This is a genomic window from Corynebacterium sp. MSK039, from assembly GCF_030232315.1.
In the GTDB taxonomy this organism is placed as follows: domain Bacteria; phylum Actinomycetota; class Actinomycetes; order Mycobacteriales; family Mycobacteriaceae; genus Corynebacterium.
Map to the genome: position 1 here is coordinate 74080 of NZ_JASPJL010000007.1, position 21286 is coordinate 95365.

The 21286-nt window shown below is 65.9% G+C and carries 17 protein-coding genes and 1 pseudogene; 9 read left to right on the forward strand and 9 right to left on the reverse strand.

Features of this window, described 5'->3' with window-relative positions:
* Positions 1 to 152 precede the first annotated feature (152 nt).
* On the forward strand, positions 153 to 1451 hold the full coding sequence (locus QP997_RS06625) for a MalY/PatB family protein (protein ID WP_284846625.1): 1299 nt from the start codon (positions 153 to 155) through the stop codon (positions 1449 to 1451).
* 71 nt (positions 1452 to 1522) lie between these two features.
* A complete protein-coding gene (locus QP997_RS06630) occupies positions 1523 to 3418 on the forward strand; it encodes an ABC transporter ATP-binding protein (protein ID WP_284846626.1) in 1896 nt (631 codons plus the stop codon).
* Positions 3419 to 3553: 135 nt separating this feature from the next.
* Here QP997_RS06630 and QP997_RS06635 read toward each other — a convergent pair whose 3' ends face one another.
* Together QP997_RS06635 and QP997_RS06640 are read right to left on the reverse strand one after the other, a co-directional pair.
* Entirely contained in the window at positions 3554 to 3727 is a 174-nt protein-coding gene (locus QP997_RS06635) for a CsbD family protein (RefSeq protein WP_284846627.1), read from the reverse strand.
* A gap of 79 nt (positions 3728 to 3806) precedes the next feature.
* The gene (locus QP997_RS06640) at positions 3807 to 4658 is read right to left on the reverse strand and encodes a 3-hydroxybutyryl-CoA dehydrogenase (RefSeq protein WP_284846628.1); all 852 of its coding nucleotides are present in this window, start codon (positions 4656 to 4658) and stop codon (positions 3807 to 3809) included.
* Between the two features lie 139 nt (positions 4659 to 4797).
* Here QP997_RS06640 and QP997_RS06645 point away from each other — a divergent pair, with 139 nt between their 5' ends.
* Positions 4798 to 7398 (forward strand): DEAD/DEAH box helicase, encoded by a 2601-nt coding sequence (locus QP997_RS06645; protein WP_284846629.1) that lies wholly within the window; start codon positions 4798 to 4800, stop codon positions 7396 to 7398.
* 88 nt (positions 7399 to 7486) lie between these two features.
* Here QP997_RS06645 and QP997_RS06650 read toward each other — a convergent pair whose 3' ends face one another.
* The 3 genes from QP997_RS06650 to QP997_RS06660 form a co-directional block, all read right to left on the reverse strand.
* On the reverse strand, positions 7487 to 8416 hold the full coding sequence (locus QP997_RS06650) for a hypothetical protein (RefSeq protein WP_284846630.1): 930 nt from the start codon (positions 8414 to 8416) through the stop codon (positions 7487 to 7489).
* A gap of 65 nt (positions 8417 to 8481) precedes the next feature.
* Positions 8482 to 9252: a serine hydrolase gene (locus tag QP997_RS06655; RefSeq protein WP_284846631.1), complete on the reverse strand. Its 771-nt coding sequence runs from the start codon at positions 9250 to 9252 to the stop codon at positions 8482 to 8484.
* A gap of 152 nt (positions 9253 to 9404) precedes the next feature.
* Complete coding sequence (locus QP997_RS06660) at positions 9405 to 10034, reverse strand: phosphoprotein phosphatase (RefSeq protein ID WP_070761596.1); 630 nt, start codon at positions 10032 to 10034, stop codon at positions 9405 to 9407.
* 148 nt (positions 10035 to 10182) lie between these two features.
* Here QP997_RS06660 and QP997_RS06665 point away from each other — a divergent pair, with 148 nt between their 5' ends.
* From QP997_RS06665 to QP997_RS06675, 3 genes and pseudogenes are all read left to right on the forward strand, one after another.
* The gene (locus QP997_RS06665) at positions 10183 to 11220 is read left to right on the forward strand and encodes a bile acid:sodium symporter family protein (protein WP_187441043.1); all 1038 of its coding nucleotides are present in this window, start codon (positions 10183 to 10185) and stop codon (positions 11218 to 11220) included.
* Between the two features lie 124 nt (positions 11221 to 11344).
* Positions 11345 to 11500, forward strand: a pseudogene (locus QP997_RS06670) (bile acid:sodium symporter family protein); the annotation flags it as partial.
* A 21-nt stretch (positions 11501 to 11521) separates the two neighbouring features.
* A complete protein-coding gene (locus tag QP997_RS06675; protein WP_284846632.1) occupies positions 11522 to 12451 on the forward strand; it encodes an NADP-dependent oxidoreductase in 930 nt (309 codons plus the stop codon).
* 327 nt (positions 12452 to 12778) lie between these two features.
* On the opposite strand, the gene lepA is transcribed toward QP997_RS06675, so the two are convergent.
* Entirely contained in the window at positions 12779 to 14632 is a 1854-nt protein-coding gene (gene lepA / locus QP997_RS06680; protein WP_284846633.1) for a translation elongation factor 4, read from the reverse strand.
* 152 nt (positions 14633 to 14784) lie between these two features.
* Here lepA and QP997_RS06685 point away from each other — a divergent pair, with 152 nt between their 5' ends.
* The 3 genes from QP997_RS06685 to QP997_RS06695 all read left to right on the forward strand — a co-directional run bounded on the left by QP997_RS06685 (position 14785) and on the right by QP997_RS06695 (position 16980).
* A complete protein-coding gene (locus tag QP997_RS06685; protein WP_070757614.1) occupies positions 14785 to 15354 on the forward strand; it encodes a type II toxin-antitoxin system PemK/MazF family toxin in 570 nt (189 codons plus the stop codon).
* 176 nt (positions 15355 to 15530) lie between these two features.
* Entirely contained in the window at positions 15531 to 15794 is a 264-nt protein-coding gene (rpsT, locus tag QP997_RS06690; RefSeq protein ID WP_012360603.1) for a 30S ribosomal protein S20, read from the forward strand.
* Between the two features lie 157 nt (positions 15795 to 15951).
* A complete protein-coding gene (locus tag QP997_RS06695; protein ID WP_070757612.1) occupies positions 15952 to 16980 on the forward strand; it encodes an ADP-ribosylglycohydrolase family protein in 1029 nt (342 codons plus the stop codon).
* A 93-nt stretch (positions 16981 to 17073) separates the two neighbouring features.
* On the opposite strand, the gene holA is transcribed toward QP997_RS06695, so the two are convergent.
* From holA to QP997_RS06710, 3 genes are read right to left on the reverse strand one after another with little or no spacing between them, the layout of a single operon-like run.
* The gene (gene holA / locus QP997_RS06700; protein ID WP_284846634.1) at positions 17074 to 18078 is read right to left on the reverse strand and encodes a DNA polymerase III subunit delta; all 1005 of its coding nucleotides are present in this window, start codon (positions 18076 to 18078) and stop codon (positions 17074 to 17076) included.
* A gap of 6 nt (positions 18079 to 18084) precedes the next feature.
* Positions 18085 to 20292: a ComEC/Rec2 family competence protein gene (locus QP997_RS06705; RefSeq protein ID WP_284846635.1), complete on the reverse strand. Its 2208-nt coding sequence runs from the start codon at positions 20290 to 20292 to the stop codon at positions 18085 to 18087.
* The gene (locus tag QP997_RS06710) at positions 20289 to 21260 is read right to left on the reverse strand and encodes a ComEA family DNA-binding protein (protein WP_284846636.1); all 972 of its coding nucleotides are present in this window, start codon (positions 21258 to 21260) and stop codon (positions 20289 to 20291) included. The genes QP997_RS06705 and QP997_RS06710 overlap by 4 nt, the downstream gene beginning before the upstream one ends.
* Between the last annotated feature and the right edge of the window lie 26 nt (positions 21261 to 21286).

The following is a 21286-nucleotide window of genomic DNA, read 5'->3' on the forward strand; positions in this document are numbered from 1 at the left end:
GGGGACCATCCGCCGGACCGCGACAGCTCCATCGACAGCCGACACGCCTGTCGCTCTGGCGTTCAATCGATACTCGATTCTAACTAAGCGCCCAACGCCACAACGTAGACAGAGTTGTCTACACCCCCGTCCGGGCGCGTACACTGTTGCCCATGACTAGCCACAACTCCAGCACACTCGAATTGCCCACCCTGGCGGAGCTGCGCCGCCGCGGTACGAAGAAGTGGCGCGGCTACCCCGATGACGTCATCCCCATGTGGGTCGCGGAGTCCGACTTTCACACCTGCCCCGCCGTTGCCCGTGCCATCCAGGACTGCGTGGACCGCGAATACTTCGGCTACTCCGCTGACGACGTAGAGCTGCGGGAAGCACTCGCGGCCTTCTACGAGCGCCGCTTCGGCTGGAGCTTCTCCCCCGACTGGGTTCGCTCTGTCCCCGACGTGGTCACAGGCGTGACAATCGCCGTCGAGGAGCTCACTCCCGCTGGCTCCGCGATCGTGCTGCCCGTGCCCGCCTATAACCCCTTCTTCGAGATCCCCGACGTCACCGGTCGGCCGGCGATCGAGGTGCCCATGACTCCGGAGGGAGGCTTCGACCTCGCGGCCCTGGAGGAGGTCTTCGCATCCGGCACCGCAACCACACGCGGACGCGTCGTCGGAACAGAAGAGGGACACGGCGGCAACGCAGAAGAATCTCACGGAACCGCACCGGCCGGGTCGCTGATCCTGTGCAATCCTTATAACCCGCTCGGTCGGGTGTTCAGCGAGGAGGAACTGCGCGACGTCGTCGAGCTGGCAGCGAAGTACAACGTGCGGGTCATCTCCGACGAGATCCACGCCCCCATCGTCTACCCGGGGCACCAGCACACCCCGGCCGCCTCGATCAGCGAGATCGCGGCGGAGAACACCATCACGGTCACCGCCACGTCGAAGGGGTGGAACACCGCCGGCCTCCGGTGCGCCCAGATGATCCTGAGCTCCCCGCGCGACCACGAAATTATGGCAGGAGTGCACAAGCTGCGCACCGGGGAGGCATCCACCATCGGGATCGCCGCCGCGACCGCCGCCTACAGCGACGAGTCCGGCTGGCTGGAGGAACAGATCGACTACCTCAGCGGCAACCTCGACCTGATCGAACGCCGCCTGCCCGAGGTTCTGCCCGGCGCGAAATTCCACCGCCCGGAGGGGACCTACCTGCTGTGGGTGGATGCCCGCGACGTCCCGGGGCTGGGTGCGACCACGGGCGCAAATAGTGAAACGTCGACGGATCCAGCGGGGCCAACAGACCCAGCCGAGCAGATCCTCCAGCGGGCGAAGGTGGCCTTCAACACCGGAGCCATCTACGGCGCCGGTGGGGCCGGACACCTGCGGATCAACTTCGCGACCTCGCGGGAGATTCTCACTCAAGCGTTGGATCGGATCGCTGCGGCGGGCTTCGGAGAGAGCGCTTAAGACTTGTCTGCCCTCTTGACTAGGCTTCTTGGTTGGTAGACCTCAAGCCCAATTAAGGAGCACGCGAGTACATGATTGCCGCTTTCGGCAGGATTCTACGGTCCACGAAGGAGCTCATGCCCTTCTACGTGATCGTGATGATCTCGAGCATCCTCACCGCCGGCCTGGCTCTGGCCGCACCATTCCTGGTGAAAAGCGCCACCGACACGATCATGGCCTCGGTGCAGGGCGAGCTCTCCCGTGACACCGCGCTGCAGACCGTGATCTGGCTGGCGGTAGCCCTGCTCGGCGTGGAGCTGGCCAATAACCTGGTGCGGAACATCGGCGGCTGGTTCGGTGACGTGATGGCCACCCGAATGCGGCAGATCCTCTCCAACCGCTACTTCGCGAAGCTGCTCAGCTTGCCGCAGAGCTACTACGACAAGCAGGTCACGGGCACCATCATCTCGCGGCTGGACCGCTCGATCCTGGGGCTGACCCAGTTCCTGCAGTCCTTCGCCAATAACTTCTTCTCGATGCTGCTGACGGTGGCGATGATCCTGGTCATCACCGCGATCTACTACTGGCCACTGGCCCTGCTACTGGCCATCATCTTCCCGATGTACCTGTGGCTCACCGCGCTGACGAGCCGGAAGTGGATCGTCTGGGAGAAGGAGAAAAACGAACACATCGATACCGCCCAGGGCCGGTTCGCTGAGGTCATCGGCCAGGTGAAGGTGGTGAAGTCCTTCGTCACGGAGCTGCGCGAGCTGCGTATCTTCCAGAAGCACTTCGACGACACCGTGCAGATCACGCGCGTGCAGTCCCGCTACTGGCACATGATGGACATCTTCCGCATGGGCGGGATGAACATCATCTTCTTCGCCATCTACCTCACCCTGTTCTGGCAGACGATCAACGGGCGCTTCACGCTCGGCGATATGGTCCTGCTGCTGCAGCTGGTGGTCATGGCCCGCCAGCCGGCCGGCATGATGAGCTGGCTGGTGGACACCGCCCAGCGCGCCGCCGCCGGTTCCCGCGAGTACTTCGAAGCGATGGAGGAACTGGAGGAGCCGACGACGGCCCCCGCCCTGCGGGACGCTTCCCGGCCGGGAGGCAGCATGCTCGTCGACCAGGAGACCGTGGACGCCGCGCTCGTCCCGCAGCTCTCCGCCCCGGAGTCCGGGCCGGTGTTCGAGTTCCGGGACGTGGACTTCGAGTACCTGCCCGGCGAGCCTGTCATCCACGATGTGAGCTTCAGCGCGCAGCGGGGCCAGACGGTAGCGCTGGTCGGCGAGTCCGGCGGCGGTAAATCCACCCTCGTGAACCTACTGCTGGGGCTGTACCAGCCCACCGCAGGCACGCTCACCGTCTGCGGCAAGGATGTCTCGACGTTGACCAGCGCGGAGCTGCGTTCCTCAGTAGGCGTGGTCTTCCAGGAGCCCGCGCTATTCTCCGGCACGATCCGGGAGAACATCGCCTACGCCACCCCGGATGCCAGCCAGGCGGAGATCGAGCACGCCGCCAAGCGCGCAAATGCGCACGAGTTCATCATGGGCTTCACCGATGGCTACGACACGGTCATCGGCGAGCGGGGCCTGCGGCTGTCCGGTGGCCAGAAACAACGCATCGCGGTGGCCCGCGCGATGCTGAAGGACGCACCCGTACTGGTGTTGGATGAGGCCACCTCCGCGCTGGATACCAAGGCCGAGCGCGTGGTCCAGGCAGGCCTGGAGCAGCTGATGGAAGGGCGCACCACGCTGGTCATCGCCCACCGGCTATCCACGATCGCGAACGTGGACACCATCGTCACCCTGGACGAGGGCCGCGTCGACGAGGTTGGCTCCCCCGCGGAGCTGGCGACCTCCGGGGGCATCTACTCCGAACTGCTGAAGCTCACGGGCTCGACCTCGGCGGCCGACCGCGAGCGGTTGAAGCGCTTCGGCTTCTGGGAGGGCGATCCGGAGGAGGAGCCCGCGGAAGGTTAAGAACCCGGGCTCGCCCCGGGCCCAGGCGACGCGACAACAAGAAAGGCTCCCACCGGAAAACCGGTTGGGAGCCTCAAAAATTTTCGGCTTAAGCACCGGGGCTCACGCCCAGGGGCTTAAACGAGGGAAAATTCTTTACTTGTCGGTCGCGTTGTTGAAGGCCTCAGCAGCCTTGTCCTTGACCTCGTTAGCCTTGTCCTGCAGGTCGGACTTAGCCTGGTCGATCTTGCCCTCAGCCTTGGTGGACTCGTCGCCCGTTGCGTCGCCGAAAGCTTCCTTTGCCTTGCCCTTGATGTCGTCGATAGACATATGCTTCCTCCTAGAAGTAGGAATTTTCCTTTGCCCCTTCCACGGTACAGAAAGTTCGCGCGCGGGGCAGAAATAATTTTTAGTACTCGTAGAAACCCTTGCCAGACTTGCGGCCAAAGTGGCCTGCCTGCACCATGCGGCGCAGCAGCGGCGGGCAGGAGTACGTCGGGTCGCCGAACTCCTCGAACATCACGTCCGCGATGAACGCACAGGTGTCCAGACCCACCATGTCAGCCAGGGTCAGCGGGCCCATCGGGTGCGCGGCGCCCAGCTTCATGCCGGTGTCGATGTCCTCTGCGGTGGCCACGCCCTGCTCCACCATGCGGATCGCGGAGAGCATGTAAGGCACCAGCAGGAAGTTCACGATGAAGCCGGAACGGTCCTTCGCGCGGATGGCGGTCTTGCCCATCTTCTCGGTCGCGAAGGCCTGCGCCTTCTCCACAGCCTCATCAGAGGTGGTCAGCGCCGGGATGACCTCCACCAGCGGCAGGACCGGAACCGGGTTGAAGAAGTGCAGGCCGAGCACGCGCTCTGGATTCTTCGTCGCCGAGGCGATCGTCTGGATCGGCAGCGAAGAGGTGTTGGAACACAGCGGGGCGCTCTTGTCCTCGACGATCTCGTCGAGCTGGGCGAAGACGTCCTTCTTGACCTTCTCGTTCTCGACGATGGCCTCCATGACCATCTCGCGGTCCGCGAAGTCCTCCAGGTTGGTGGTGTAGCTCAGTCGGGACAGGGTGGCGTCCCGGTCCTCTGCGGAGAGCTTGCCGCGGTCCACGGCCTTGGCCAGGGACTTCTCGATGCGCTCCTTGCCTGCGTCGACGGCCTCCTGCTTCAGCTCCCACACGAGGACGTCCGCGCCGGACTTCGCTGCAACCTCTGCGATTCCGGATCCCATGAGTCCTGCTCCGACGATGCCTACTCGCTGCACCATGTGAAACCTCCGTTTTGTCGGTAGATAGTTATATTTTTCAGCATAGTGACGCAGGCTACATTTCGCCGTCTTTTCCTCCTCTCCGCTGCCACTCCCCTCGCCTCATTTCGCGCGGTCTTCCGACACGGGCGTTGCTAGGATGATCGGCGTGAATATCGACGGCCAGGAAGTCACAGTTCAACGCATTGATTCGCTCATCGACGGGCTGGTCGACGTGCGTTTCCACTGGGAGGCCACCACGCAGCGGGTTAACCGGCTCCGCGAGGGCGGACCCGCTCCCACACTGTGTTCCGAGGACTCCGCCCGCCTGTTCGGGCTTGGACAGAATCTCAGCACGGCTGCTTTCCTGCGCAGCATTGAACCAGGCCGGGCCTCGAGCATTCCCTGGAACGAGGTCAACTCCTCGCTGCAGACCGTGGGAGAGATCCCCACCCGCGACGAGCTCGAGGAGCAGCGCCCGGAGCTCAAGAAGCTCGCCGAGTACCGGGGCCTGCGCCGCCTCTTCCGGTCCCGCCCACAGACCCAGATCGACACCTACCGCAGGTACGCCGCCATCGACGGCGCCACGGTGCACTCGGTGCTGACTGGCGTGGACGCCGCCCTGGGTTCCACGGACCGCGGCCAGTTCCTGGGGATCGATCTGGCGGCGATGCGCCCGGCGATCACCGCCGAGCTGGAGCGCCTCACGGGCTGGGATGTGCACTGGCACCAGCCCGCGGAGCTCGATGTCCACTGGCAAGCACTCGCGCGGCTGGCCGAGGTCGACGCCACCGAGAAGTCCCTGCTGGCGGAGGTCGAGAGCCAGCAGCGCTCGCTGAAGAGCACGCTGGCGGACGCGGAGCTGAGGCAGACCGACATCCAGATCCTCGACCAGCTCACGCCGTCGACCTCCCTGCGCCTAGGCCCCCTGCATCACCTGAACCTGCTGGATATCGAGGCCGCCACCGTCAGCGACCTCACCCGCTACGACGGCGTAGGAGAACAAACCGCCCGGCAGGCGATCGCCGCGGCGAAACGCTACGCCGCCGAGATGCGCGCGGACCAGCCCGCGATCATCGACTACCGGGATAAGGGCCCCTCCACCGCCTACGTCCGGGCGCTGGCTGATCTCCTCCAGTTCCGCGAGCAGCAACGTGAAGCGCAGCTCGAAGGCCCATTCCTGACACTGCCGGAAGCTTTCGATGCCTACGAGCAGGGCGTCAGCGAATTTGCGCTGGCCCGCCCGGCCGATGGTCCACGTCTGATCACGCAGGCAGAGCTCGCGAAGATCCCGACCCGCAGTACCCCGCTGAACGCAGAGCAGGCGTGGCACCTTTACGCAATCCGCGCGGCAGAGTTCCATGCCTTCGGCGACGACAAGTCCGCCACCGCCGTGCCGGAGGACATCGCCAAGTCCATCGAGGAGATCACCCTCCGTGGCGTGCTGCACGCGAGCCTGCGTGGCTACCAGGACTTCGGGGCGAGGTACGCACTGGCCCAGCGCAAGGTCCTGATCGGCGATGAAATGGGCCTGGGCAAAACCATGCAGGCTTTGGCGGTGTTCGCCCACCTCGCTGCCCGCGGCGAGAAGCACTTTCTGGTGGTCTGCCCGCCCAGCCTGCGCATCAACTGGGAACGCGAAATCAAAAAATTCACGGATCTTGAGCCCCACATCATCGCCGGACCGTACAAGGACGCCGCCTACGAGGCCTTCAACAACCGGGGCGGGGTCGCCATCGTGGGCTTCCCCGAGGTTCGCGGAGACTCCACAGTCATGACCGGTGACCTAGAGTTCGGCGCGCTCGTCGTCGACGAAGCGCACCGGGCAAAGAACCCCAAATCCAAGCAAGCCCAGGGGGTGCAGCAACTCACCGCACGGACGGAGGTCGTCACCTACCTTTCCGGCACCCCGCTGGAAAACCGGGTGTCGGAGATGGAAACACTGCTGGGCTACCTCGACCCAGAGCTCGAACCCAAGCTCGAGAAGGCACGCAGGAGCGCGCGTGAGTTCCGCACCGTCGTCGCGCGCCGCTACCTGCGCCGCAACCAGAGCGACGTCCTCGCCGAGCTGCCCCCGCTGACCGAAACAGAGGAATGGATCGAGGCCTTCGAGTCGGACCGTGAGAAGTACAACGAGGCCGTCGAGGCGGGCAACTTCATGCAGATGCGGCAGAGCTTCAGCGGGCCAGGGTCAGCGAAGATGGAGCGCTTCGCCGAGCTGCTCACCGACGGCCTGGACGATGATAAGACGATCGTGTTCACGTACTTCCGCGGCGTGCTCGATCACCTCATGAATAGCCTCGGCGACCGGGCATTCGGCCCGATCGCGGGCGGGGTGAGCCACCAGGAACGCCAGCAAGCGGTGGATGATTTCACGGCAGCTGAACCCGGCGCGGTGCTCGTCGCTCAGATCAATGCCGCCAGCGAAGGGCTGAATATCCAGGCGGCGAACCACGTGGTGCTCATCGAGCCCCAGCTCAACCCGGCGGTTGAGGCGCAGGCCATCGCGCGCGCCCACCGCATGGGCCAGATTAACCCGGTAGAAGTGCACCGGCTGCTCACCCCGGATTCCGTGGAGGAGCGGCTGCATCTGCTGCTGGCAACCAAGCGGGAGCTCTTTGATTCCTATGCCCGCGACTCGGTGGCCGCCCAGCAGAACCCGGAGGCCATGGACATCACGGACCAGCAGGTCATGAGTGAGGTGCTCGCCGCCGAGAAGGAGCGGATCAAGGAGCGTCGCGGCGAGACCCCGACCCTCTAGGTCGTTCTCAGGCGTTCTGGGCCACTCTCACCTTCTTAAGCGTGCCCAGGGGGGCGCGCCGCAACGCCCCGCCGGCAGGCGCCGGATACTAGCCCAGCTGGTTGAGCAGATCGTCGGCGCGGTTGCGCAGGTCCTGCTCGAGTTGGTCGGTGTCGGGCAGCTCGATGCCGCCGGTGCCGTTGCCCGGGTTATTGCCCTCCGGCGCGGGGTTGGTGTCCCCTCCCGGCTGGCCACCCGGGTCCTGGTTATCGCGACCGCCGAGGCGGTTGCGCAGGTCGTCCAGGTTCGGGCCGCGGCTGGGCTCCTCCTGCGTTTCTGGCGCTTCGGTGCTCGGCTCGGTGGTGACGGTGGTGGTGGACGTCGTGGAGGTCGAGGATTCGTCGTCCGCCGACTCGTCGGAACGGTTATTCCACCACATGAACCCGCCGATCAGCAGGGCGATGACCAGCAGGATTCCCAAGATGAGGCCCACTGGGGTGCGCCGCTTGCCCTGACCATTCTGCCCAGGGGTACCGCCGCTGAACTGGGAGTTGCCGTGCTGCTGTGGCTGGCGCGGTGGGTAGCCATTCGGCGGCTGCCGGTAGCCCTGCTGTGGGCCTGGCCCTTGCGGCCCCGGGTAGCTGGCACCGTAGCCCGGTGGCGGGCCTTGCTGATACTGGGGCGGGCCCTGCTGGTACTGGGGCTGATCATGGCGATACTGGGGAGGTTGCCCGTTCTGGTAGTCCGGCTGCCCGGCCGCCCCGTGCGGCGGATACTGCGCGGCCCCGTGGTCGGGGTAGTCACCGAACCCATCCGGGAGGTACTGGGTGTCGAACTGATCGGCGGCAGCGTGATTTGACCCGTGATCCGGCCCCTGCTCCGGGCGGATGACGCGCGTCGCATCGTCGTTTCCGTCGAAACCGCCGTCGGCCTGGTCAAAGCCCTCGTCGTTGACGCGGGGGAAGAACGAGGTCTCGGCGTCGTCGTCCTCGTAGTTCCAGTTCGGACGGCCGCTTGCGTTGTCGCGGTTGTTATTCACAGTCTGTTTCCTCCTTCAAGGGAAGAACCCTTTTCTTGAGGAACCAGTCTAGGTGACTTAAGCGACTACCAGGAGTGTGGGCGGGCGGACTTCACATCTTCCGTCTGCTTGGCAGGCCCACCCCAAGTGAAGGCGGCGGCGGTGTAATTCGCGCCGTAGCTGGCAGAGCTCACCGCGGTCTGGCCATAATCGGACCAGCCCCACTTGGTGCCTTCGGCGCCCGGCAGCCGCGCGGTACCCCAGTTTTGGCGGGTGCCGTCGCTGGCCACAGGGGCCGCCGTGCCCATCCAGAACAACACCGGGGAGTTGGGGGTGTGCTTGCGCAGATTATCGAGGAAGACCGCGGCGTCCGTCGCGCTCGTCAGCGAGGTGCCCCACTTATCCCCCGCCACGGTGCTCCACAGGCCATAGCGCTGGGCGGTCTTGGTGATCGCCTCCGGGTACTTCTTATAGAGCTGATTAGCGGCATCGTCGTCGGAGATCCGCAGCATCTTCTGCGTGAGGTACCAGTCCCGGCCGGACTTATCCCCGGACTTCAGGACGTAGTCCGCGATATACATCTTCATCACGGACAGGCCGGGGCGCGGTTCGTCGGCATTGCCGGTCTTCGCGATCCCCTTCGGGGTGACGACGGCCATCGTCGTCTCGGCTGGCACGTTGGCGATGTACTTGCCCAGATCTTCGGACGTCGCGGGCCACGCTGCAAGCGCTTCCTGCTTCGCCGCGTTCGTTGCACCAACCGGGCCAGCGACGGCGGAGACAGTAAGGCCCGCACCGAGGAGTACGGCAGCGAGCGAGCGCGCCGGTGTCGCGGCAGTGCGAATATTGAACTTCACTGTCTTCCCACCTTTCAACGTCCAGGGGCGCCCGCAGCAGGAGAAATGCAGCTGAGGGCACGAGGTTTTCGGATTAACCCTACCTTAGAGGCTTCTCAGAGCAATGCAGCCTGTCCGATTTTTCTCAGCGCAGACCTCGAGCAGCTCAGTGCTTAGTCCCTTCCGGAGGCCATGAGGGTTTCCATGAGCTCCTCCTTGACCACCGGCTTCAGCCCCCAGGGGTCCACGCCCACGTCGACCTGACCGGCCCCGGTGATGGGGGTCGGCGAGTGAAGGTGGCCGTGCAGCATCCAGGGCACGTCCAGGCGCAGCTCGTCGTGGCGGGAACCACCCGGGATATGGTCCTGGCCGGGGCGCGGGAAATGGTTGAGCCACACCGTGTGCCCCTCCCAGAGGAGGTTTTGCATCGACTGCACGGAGTCGAAGACCTCCAGGAAGCGGGGCTGGCGCAGGTAGGCGTGCGTGTGCAGCGGATGGGTCGAGTCGTGGTTTCCGCTCACCAGGTGGAGGTAGACCCGCGGCATGTCATCCGCCTTCAGTGCCGCCTGGATCTTGTCGAGTGCTGCCTCTTCTTGCGGTTCCCAGCCGCTGGAGATATCTCCGAGGATCCACAGGTGGTCCCCTTCTTGCAGGGCTTCGCGAAGGTTGCCTAGCAGTGTGGCGTCGTGCCGGGCGACCCCGGCCTCGTCCTCGCCGAAACCCCTAATGCCGGACACCAAGGGGTGCCCAAGATGCAGATCGCTCGTGAACCAGGTCGTGGATCCTTCTCCGCCGGTCAACATCGCGCACACCTCCCTTAATCCTCACGCGCGCTGCGCCCGCCGGGCTGACGGCCGCGCTCTGTTGAACACTTTCGCTCCAGCTTAGCCATACTCAGCACAAAACCGCCCCGTTTCACACTTTGGGACCTTAATCCCATATAGTGGGTTTATGACACAGCACGACAACACCACGAACACCACCACCGTGGACGCCGAAGAGCGCTCGGCACGTATCGCCGTCTTCGCTTTCCCGGCGTTCATCTTGGCTGGCTCTGCCCTGGCCTTCTTCTCCCCGGGCACCTTCACCCCGCTGGCCCCGCACGTCTCCACGATGATCGCCATCATCATGCTGTGCATGGGGCTCACGCTGACCCTGCCGGACTTCAAGGAGATCCTGCGCCGCCCCTGGCCGATCTTCATCGGCGTCGTCGCCCAGTTCATCATCATGCCGCTGGGCGCGGTCGCGGTCGCCAAGCTGCTGGGGCTCAACCCGATGCTCGCCATCGGCCTGCTGATGCTGGGCTCCGTCCCCGGCGGCACCACCTCCAACGTGGTCGCCTACCTCGCGAAGGGCGACGTCGCCCTCTCCGTCGCCATGACTTCCGTGTCGACGATCCTGTCCCCCATCGCCACCCCGATCATCATGCTGCTGCTCGCCGGTGAGGAGACCCCGGTCGACGGCGCGAACATGGCCTGGTCCCTGGTCCAGACGGTGCTGCTGCCCGTCGTCGGCGGCCTGGTCATCCGCGTGATCTTCGACCGCTTCGTCACCGCGCTGCTGCCGATCCTGCCGTGGCTGTCCATCATCGCCATCGGTGGAGTGGTCTTCCCCGCCGTCGCGAAATCCTCCGACACCCTGGCCCAGGTCGGCCTGCTCACCCTCATCGCGGTGATCCTGCACAACGCCATCGGCTACGGTCTGGGCTTCCTGGCAGCCAAGGTCTTCGGTTACCCACAGGCCGTCGCCCGCACCACCTCCATCGAGGTCGCCACCCAGTCCGCAGGCCTGTCCTCCGCGATGGCGGGCAAGTACTGGAGCCCCGAGGCTGCTATCCCGGGCGCGATCGCCGCGGTCTGGCACAACATCTCCGGTGCGATCTTCGCCTTCCTGGCCCGCCGCATCGACGCCAAGCGCGCCGCACAGCCCGCCCACCAGGAAACCAAGCAGGCGAACCCAGAGGAGGTCCCGACCCCGGTCGCGGACTAAGGATCACAAAGCCCGCTTGCCCTCCCCGGCGCGTGAGCCCACGGGTTCACGCGCACAACCCAGAGACAGCTTCAATACACAACGACCCGGCGACGCCAAGTTTGGCGGCCGGGTCGTCGTCATAATCGAGGTCGCCACCCAGTCCGCAGGCCTGTCCTCCGCGATGGCGGGCACGTACTGGAGCCCCGAGGCTGCTATCCCGGGCGCGATCGCCGCGGCCTGGCACAACATCTCCGGTGCGATCTTCGCCTTCCTCATACGCCGCTTCGCCAAGAACTAGCGGACCCCTACCATGGGGTTCATGCGCATCTTCGGCTTTGAATCCTTCGGCGGCCCCGATGTCACCCGCTTCCTCGACGTCGCCGACCTCACCTGGCAGCCCGGCAGCGTGCTGATCCGCCCCACGGCGATCAGCTTGAATCCCGGCGACATTAAAGTGCGGAATGGCCAGCGCCAGGGTTCCTTCCCGGTCTCTTTCCCCATGGCCATGGGCCGCGAGGCCGCCGGCACCGTCGTGCAGGCCGACCCTTCTACCGGTTTCTCACCAGGTGATCGCGTCTTCGGCTCGGCTTTCTCCGGCACTGGTGCTGCGAGCGATTCTCTTGTTCTTTTGGACGCCGCCTCGACCGCAGCTATCCCCAGCGGTGTAGAGGCCACGGATGCCACCTGCCTCCCCGCGGCTGCCGGGACCGCCTACGACGCTTTGGCAGAACTGCACGACCTGGAGACTTGGCCGGATGAGGGCGCCCGTCTGCTGGTGATCGGCGCAGGTGGCGGCGTGGGCACGCATGCCCTGCAGTTAGCGCGGCATTTCGACATTGAGGTCATCGGCATTGCCAGTGCTCGCAAGAAGGCGCTGGTAGAGCGCCTGGGGGCGCGGTTTATGGACACCGCGGAGCTAGGCAAGACCGGTTCCCACGTCACCGTTCCACCAGTGGACGGCATCCTGGATCTAGTCGGCGGCGAGGTCTTGGAGGGGCTGGCGCGCCTTGCACCAGAGGGCGCGATCCGCAGCGCCGCAGACAAGCAGCTGGCCGCCCGCCTGGGTGGCAGTGGCATCACTCGAATCCGCACCCAAGAGCGTTTCGCGGAGCTCGCCCGCTTGGTCGCGGACGGCGCGATGCGCCCGGTGATCGGCAGAGAGCTACCTTTCAGCGCCGCCGCCGAGGGCTACCAGGAGGTCGAGTCGGGCCACGCGCTGGGGAAGGTTGTTCTCACTGTGAATGACTAGCGGAAGCGCTAGGCTTCTTCATTAATACGACTCTTTGCTTTGCTTAAGGGCATTTTCATGAAGCGCATGCCTGCCCTAGTCCTACTCACCGTCGCCGCGATGGGATTAAGCGCCTGCGGATCTGAAGATTCCAACGATGCCGCCGACTCAGGCAGTGCCGCCAACGCCTCTGCACAGCAGGAATCGGCAGCTAAGGATCACAAAGCCCGCTTGCCCTCCCGGCGCGTGAGCCCACGGGTTCATGCGCACAACCCAGAGCAGCTGAAATACACAACGACCCGGCGACGCCAAGTTTGGCGGCCGGGTCGTCGTCATAAAGGAAGGAAGTTAGTCCTCACCCCCGGTGGACAGGGCGGCGACGAAGGCCTCCTGCGGCACCGAGACGGTACCGATGTTCTTCATGCGCTTCTTACCTTCCTTCTGCTTCTCCAGCAGCTTGCGCTTACGCGAAATGTCACCGCCGTAGCACTTCGCGAGGACGTCCTTGCGCAGCGCGCGGATGTTCTCACGCGCGATGATCTTCGAACCGATGGCAGCCTGGATCGGCACCTCGAACTGCTGGCGCGGGATCAGATCCTTGAGCTTCACGGCCATCTTGTTGCCGTAGTAGTGAGCATTCTCGCGGTGCACGATCGCGCTGAACGCATCCACCGGCTCACCCTGCAGCAGGATATCCACCTTCACCAGGTCCGCCTGCTCCTCGCCGGCCTCCTCGTAGTTCAGGGAGGCATAACCCTTGGTGCGGGACTTCAGAGAATCGAAGAAGTCGAAGATGATCTCGCCCAGCGGGATGCGGTAGCGCAGTTCCACGCGGTCCTGGGAGAGGAAATCCATGTTCTTCATCTGGCCGCGCTTGGACTGGCACAGCTCCATGGTCCCGCCCAGGAAGGTCTCCGGCACGATGATCGTCATATCCACCATCGGCTCGTAGACCGCCTGCATCTTGCCGCCCGGCCAGTCAGACGGGTTGCGCACGAAGGTCTCCGTGCCGTCCTCCTGGATCACGCGGTAGACCACGGACGGGGCGGTGGAGATTAGATCCAGGCCGAACTCCCGCTCCAGGCGGGTGCGGGTGATCTCCATGTGCAGCAGGCCCAGGAAGCCGCAGCGGAAACCGAAGCCCAGGGCGACGGAGGTCTCCGGCTCGAAGCTCAGGGAGGCGTCGTTGAGCTGCAGCTTCTCGATGGCCTCGCGCAGCTCCGGGTACTGGTCCGCGGAGATCGGGAACAGACCCGAGTAGACCATCGGCTTCGGCTCCGCGTAGCCCTGCAGCGGCTCGGTCGCGCCGTTGTGCGCCAGGGTGACGGTATCGCCGACCTTGGACTGGCGGACGTCCTTCACACCGGTGATGAGGTAGCCCACCTCGCCCACGCCAAGGCCCTTAGTCTTCGTCGGCCCCGGGGAGACAACACCGATCTCCAGGGTGTCGTGCTCCGTGCCGGTGGACATCATCTTGTTCTTCTCGCGGTCGTTGAGGCGACCGTCCATCATGCGGACGTAGGTCACCACGCCGCGGTAAGTGTCGTAGACCGAGTCGAAGATCAGCGCGCGGGCCGGGGCATCCGGGTCACCCACCGGGTGCGGGACAAGCTCGCAGACCCGGTCCAGCAGCTCCGGCACGCCCTCACCCGTCTTACCCGAGACGCGCAGGACCTCCTCCGGCTCGCAGCCGATGATGTTCGCCAGCTCCTGGGAGTACTTCTCCGGATCGGCGGCCGGGAGGTCGATCTTGTTCAGGACCGGGATGATCTCCAGGTCCTTATCCATCGCGAGGTAGAGGTTCGCCAGGGTCTGGGCCTCAATACCCTGGGCCGCGTCGACCAGCAGGATCGCACCCTCACATGCCTCGAGGGCGCGGGAGACCTCGTAGGTGAAGTCCACGTGGCCCGGGGTATCAATGAGCTGGAGAACCAGCTCCTCGCCCTCGTGCTCACCGGACTTCGGCACCCACGGGATGCGCACGTTCTGCGCCTTAATGGTGATGCCGCGCTCCCGCTCCAGCTCCATGTTGTCCAGGTAGCGGTCGCGCATATCGCGGTGCTCGATGACGCCGGAGAGGTCGAGGATGCGGTCCGCCAGCGTCGACTTCCCGTGGTCGATGTGCGCGATGATGCAGAAGTTTCGGATCCGCTCGGGCTCCGTAAACGTCTCGATGGCGTAGTTCTTCTGCTTGGCGCTCATGCCGTACTCCTCGACTCTCCTTCAAGCCACTTCTCCCCAGCACGGTGCGGGGGTAAATCGCTATCCAAACCCTACTATGTTCCGCGGATTGTGCACTATCGTCGCGCCTCGTTCCGCACGCCCCGCCTACCGGGCGCGATAAGATCAGCGCTATGCCCCTTTTCGACAGGACGCCACCGCAACCGAAGCAGCAGGACCGGCCCGGCCGGATCACCCGGCTGCTCAACCGGCACTTCCGGCACTACGGGAACCTGGCCGAGGGGCTCGAGCTGTTGAACTCCGAGCTGGGGCTCACGGAATCCGCGAGCGTGCGCTACGTGCCGCCCGAACCCACCGTCAAAACACCCACGCACGTGCACGCACGCGCCACGATCTACGCACCAGACATGGACGGCCAGGCGGACCCCGGTGAGGTGGTGTGGGCAGACATTCGCCCCAACCGTGGGGCAGAGATCCAACGACGGGCCGTCCTCATCGTCGGACGTAACCACCACACGCTGCTGACCCTGCTGATCTCGTCGAACGAAGAGCACCGCAACCACGACAACTGGACCGCGATCGGGCCGGGCGCGTGGGACATGAACCGCAGCGAAAGCTGGGTGCGCCTCGACAAGATCCTCGAGATCCCGGAGTCGCAGATCCTGCGGCGCGGGCTGCACATGCCGGAACGCCGCTACGACCGCATCGCCCAGCGGCTCCGCGAGGACTACGGCTGGCACTAGGCCGGTTAGGTTTCGCGCCACGCAGCTGCTAAAATTCCTCGAGTTCCCCATGGCGGATTCGGGCCACCGGCCGCACGGCGCAGGACCTTGGGCATCGTGTGAGAGAACGTCGTTGGACACACTCGGCCACCATGGTTGTCACGAACACTGATTTTTAAGGAAGAGGTAGCCAGCACATGGCAAACATCAAGCAGACTAAGAAGCGCGTTCTCACCAACGAGATCGCACGTCAGCGCAACAAGGCAGTCCGCTCCCGTCTGCGCACCGAGTCCCGCAAGTTCCACGCACTCGTGGAGGCCGGCGACAAGGATGCAGCCGAGAAGCAGATGCGCGTTGCTGCTCGTCTGTACGACAAGGCCGTCACCAAGGGCGTTCTGCACCGCAACAACGCGGCGAACAAGAAGTCCCGCATGGCCGCACACCTGAACGGCATGAAGTAAAGTACGCCGTTTCAGGGGGACCGCGCAGCGCGGGGGTTTCTCCGCCGCGGGGTTCCACTAGAGTACGAAGGGATCGGTTCTCCGGTCCCTTTTTGCTTTCCTGCGAAACCGCAATTTCGCACTCCTCTTTTTGAGAATCCAAGGAGCCACAAGTTCTATGAAGGAACGCTTCCGTTCGGCACTGTTCGGCACCGCGTTGGGGGACGCATGGGGCTTTCCTTATAACGCCGAGCCCCAGTCGGACAGCACCCCGCTGCCGGATCAGCTGAAGATCAGCGACGACACGCAGATGACGCTGGCGCTGACCGCCGCGATGCGGGCGATCGACGAGGGCGACATGGACCGCGACGAGGGCATGGAGACCATCGCCAGCCAGTTCATCGCGTACCGCCGGGACCCGGACTACCAGCGCTACCCGGGCGCGTCGAACACCGAGTCCCTGGACCGTCTGCTGGAACACGGCCCCAAGGAGTGGGACAAGGTATCCACCCACTCCCCTGGTTCGGGCGCGGTGCTGCGTTCCTCGGCCTCCGCGTTCCTCGGCCAGGGCGGCACCGGCGTGGGTTGGAGCGTGCTGCAGACCACGCTGACCCACGACTCCTGCCCGGCACGTGCGGCGGCAGCGGTCGTGGCCTGTGCGCTGCTCGCGGACCCGGGTTCGGATCTGCTCGACGTGGCCTCCGGGCTGGCGGGCGACCGGCATTTCGATGAGGACACGATCCTCACCGACCAGGAGAAGTCGGACATCATCGAGGACCTGGAGAACGCGCTCATCACGGACCTGCCGGGCCCGGATGTGCCGCTCATCGAGCTGGTCAACCGCGTGATCGAGGTACGCAAGGTGATCAGCCCCATGCTGGCCAACGGCGACTTCGAGGAGCTCTACCGCGATGCCCACAAGTTCCTGAAGATCCTGGGGCGAGGCTGGGGCGCGGGCTCCGCGACGGCCTCCGCGCTGCTCCTGGCGCAGCTTTACCTGGACAACGCCGAGCGCTACGCCCCGCAGGACTTCCTGCACGTCGCCGTGAGCTGGGAGGGCAACCGCAACTCCCGCGCCGCGCTGACGGGCGCGCTGATCGGCGCGCACCTGGGGGATACCCGCTGGGAGGCGACCCGCGATTACGACTTCGGATCCCGCTACGACCAGGCGATTCACTCCGGGGTCTGGGCCGGCTTCGGCGTCTAGTTTCCCCGCGTCGCGGGTGGCTCGCTCCCCGGGGGAGCGAGCGACACACCATGGGTCGCGGGGTGGGGTTGGCCGGGGGCTAGGCCCAGGGCGCTAACGGCGGGCGATGAGCCCCGCGAGCTGCCGCACCGTGTCCTCCACCGCATACTCCGGGGCAGGCAACTGCCCCTTCACCCCGGCATCCAGCTGCGCGACCAGCTGCACGCCCCGGGACACCGCCGCCGGGGGCCACTGCCTGGCCACCCGCAGCGTCTTCTCCAGCTTCCAGGGCGCCATCCCGAAGGCCGACGCGTCCCTGCGTGGGTCGATCCGTCCGGCACCGGCCACGCGCGCTACGTCTCGCATCGCGGTGGACAACGCCGAGGCGATGAGAACCAGTGGCACGCCCAGCTGGATCGCCCGGCGCGCCGCGGCCACGGCCTCCCCCTGGCGGCCGGCCAGCACCAGGTCCGCGATATCGAAGCCGGTGACCTCCGCCTGCCCCTGGTAGTAGCGCTGCACAGCATCCGGGGTGACTTTCGCATCGGTGTCGGCGACCAGCTGGCTCACCGCACTCGCCAGCTCGCGCAGATCGGAGCCCACCGAGTCGAGCATGCGGTCCACGACCTCCGGGCCTACGCTCACCCCATAGGAGCGGAACTCCTGCTCCACGAAGGATCGCCGCTCCCGGGGCCGGAGTGGCTCCGCTGGGAAGATCCGTACCCCGAGCTTCTGCCACTCGTTGACCAGCCGCTTATTGCGGCCCTTCCCGCTGTGCAGCAGGATCAGCACCACGCCATCAGCCGGGGTTTCGATGGCGGACTTCAGCAGCGTCACCGTCTCCTTCCCGCAGTCCGCGACCCCGGAGATCACCACGATCCGGTCCTCTGCGAACAGCGAGGGGCTCAGCAGCTCGATGAGCTGCGGCTCGCTCAGGTTGGTGGCCTTGTGCAGCTCCACGGGTAGGTCTGGATTGCCCGCGTTCTTGCGAGCCGCGTGGACGATGGCGAAGCGTTGCCGCTCGGCGAGGAATTCCTCCGCGCCCACGATCATGTTGACCGCGGAGATCGCCGGGGGTTTCTTGCTCGCCTGTTCGCCACGTGCCATGCCCAAAATCATGCCAGATCATCGCGGGCCACCGGAAACAACCAGCCCCTTCGGTGTGAGCAGCCCCGCCCCATCGGCGCAGGGATAGTGCACGGGCACCCCACCCGGCGTCTGGCTTGGCCGCCCGTGGCTGCGCCTCCCCGTGCCCTCGGCGGGCCCTTCGCAGTCCAGCACGACGATGAGCGCTGCCTCCCGGACGCTTAAGGCCTGCGCATCGCTGTTCACCGTCACTACCTTCGGCTCTCCGGCCGCTGCCTGTTCCCCTTTCTTTTCGACGACGCCGCCCGCTTGCAGTGTGAGCTTCCCCCGCGGCGTCTGGCAGGGCTGGCGCGTGCCGGTGGGATAGCGAAGGCGCCAACCGCTTGTCCCGTCTCCCGCACCGCAGACCGCGACGGCCCAGTGTGGCTCGGCACCGAGGTCGCTGCCCCAGCCCGGCGCGGGTGCCGCTGCCTCGTAGGGCCCGAGCTGCCAGGTGCCGATGCGTACGAGAAGCATCGCGCAGGCGATGAGCGCGGGGATGGTCTGCCACCACAGCATCCCCATTGCTGCCAGGATCATCGCCCCGAGCATCGCTGCCCAGGCCAGCGCCCAGCCGGGTCCGCCGGGGGTGTGGAGCACCCAGGTGCGGGAGCATCGCTCGGCCACGGTGTGGATCCACCATGCCGCGGGGGCTGCAGGAACGAGAAGCCAGGCGGCCAGACCCACGGGCATACCGAGGAGCAAGGCAGCGCTGCCGACGAGGCAGGCAACAAGCGCCAGCACCATCAGCGGGGCGACCGCCCATCCCACCGCGAGGTTGGCGGGCACGGCCGCGGGCGAGACGATGCCCGTCATCATGACGATCGCCGGCTGGGTCGCCACATCGGCGACGAAGGAGACCGCGAGAGCGCGCAGGAGCATCCCTTCGACCACCCGTGGCTCGCGAGCCCAGCGGCGCTGGGTGAACCGGCCCCAGACCAGGATGAGCCAGCGGCCAATCCGGGGACCGGCGGTTACGATCGCCACGGTCGCCAGCACCGAGAGCAGCAGGCCGTACTCCACTGCCATGCCAGGCCGGATCAGCACCAGAGCCAGGACCGCCCCACCAAGGGCTGCCAGCGAGTCGCTCCACCGGGAGCTCAACACCGCCACCGCCCCGACGAGCCCCATAAACCCGGCGCGCAGGATACTCGGCAGCGGCCCCACCACCATCGTGAAAGCCACGAGGGTGCCCATGACGATGATCCACCTACCCCGCCGGGACACCCCGCATGCGGTGGCGGCGATGGTCACCGCGCTGATGAGCACGGCGACATGCAGCCCGGAGACGGCGGTCAGGTGGGAAAGCCCGCTGACGATGTAGTGCTGCCGAATGTCCTGGGGCATCTGTGAGATATCCCCGATGAGCATGCCCGGGATCAGCGCCTCCGCACCGGAAAACCAGGCCTGGTTGGCCAACGTAGCCATCGGCCCGGTGCTGGCCAGCTCGTTGATGTTCCGGCGCAGCCGTGCGGAGATCCCCATAACGCCCCGTGGCTCTGCCGTGATGCTGGGTGGCCTGGTCGCGGAGAGCCTGGCGGGCACCAGCCCAGGGCGCTCATCGGCCCGCACCGTCGCCACGAGTTCGAGGGTGGTGCCGGGCTGAGCAGAAAGCAGCTCCGGGCTGCGGTGGCGGTCGTTCACAAATAGCGGCAGCTCGCCCAGCCCAGTGATCCGTACCGGGATCTTCAGGCTGCCGCCGTTGAGCACCCGTGCCCCACCGGCGATGGTGACCTCTCCCCGGTAGTGGCCCCTCGGTTCCCTCTCGCTGCTCTCGCCTTGCTGGCCGCCCGATCCGCTGGCGCTGAGTTCGCGCACCATCGGGTGATTATCCACCCGGCTTACCTGCAGGGCTGTGCCCGCTGCAGCCAGGCTGGCGATCGCCGCCGCGACCACGAGATTCCACCCGGCAGCCCGAAGCAGCTCGCGCCAGCGCAGGTAGCTGCGCACCCGTGATGAGACCAGCACCGCTGCCACAACAACTGCAAGGCCCACCGCAGCGACCGTCACCCACGGACTCCGAAGCAGGATCGTCGCTGCCGTCGCGGCCCACGCGGCCGCGGCGGGAAGCAGCAACCTGAGGTCCGGGCCACGGCGGGCGCGCTGCGCATCGGGTGAGCGCGGATCTCGAGCCGCCTCCGGGGGCCTGCGGCCCGCCACCGAGTCCACGGGCTGGGTCTGCTCACCCGAGTGCTGCCGCACGCTCACAAGCTGACCCCGTCCTTCATCGCCGCGAGTTTGCCCGGCCCGATGCCGCGGACCTCCATGAGCTGCTCCACGGAGCGGAATGGCCCGTTGGCCTCCCGCCATTCGACGATCGCCTTGGCCGTCGCAGGTCCCACCCCGTCCAGCGTCTCCAGCTGCGTGGCATCCGCGGAGTTGATGTTGACCTTCCCGCCAGCTGCACCTCCCCTGGCCTCGCTGCCACCAGACCCGCCAGCCGGCGTACCACCCGCTGCACCGCCTGAGGAGCCACCAGCACCAGCCGGCCCGGATTCTCCTGGCCGCAGCACATAGGAACCGTGCTGGTCCACAACGATCTGCACGCCGTCGGAGACCTTCTCGGCCAAGTTCACGTTATTGAGATTCGCCCCGGGTAACGCTCCACCGGCGTGATTGATCGCATCGCCCAGCCGCTGCTTTCCGGTCATCTCCAGCAGCCCCGGGGTGCGGACCTTGCCCTGCACGGATACGACGACCGCCGCGTCGTCGTCCTGCTTGCCGTCACCCGCCGCCGCACCGGAGCCACTGCCCTGGCTGGTGGCGTCGGCTCCAGCGTCCCCGCCACCGGCAGCACCACCCTTCGCCGCTGCACCGCCAGCCCCGTCCCCACCCGCCGAAAGCACCCTCTCGGCATCTTCGCTATGAACGTTCCTGCCCGCCGGGTTGATGACGTCCTCTGCCTCGTCACCTGTCCGAGTGAGCAATCCGATGCCACCCACCGCGATCACCACAGCGGCGACGATCCCCACCAGCACTTTCGCCGACGCAGCACTCAACCAGGAGCGCTTCTCGAAGTCCACAAGCGCTGTCTCGTGCCCGGGCATCGGCTGGGTCAGCGCGGCGATCCGTTCCTGGAGCGCGCTGTGATCCTGCTTGCGTTGAAAACTGCCTCCCATGCCGCCCAGCGAATCACGGTTGCCGGGCACTCCCACCGAAGCAGAAGGTAACCCCACGCCAAAAACCCTGGGGCCTGTGGACA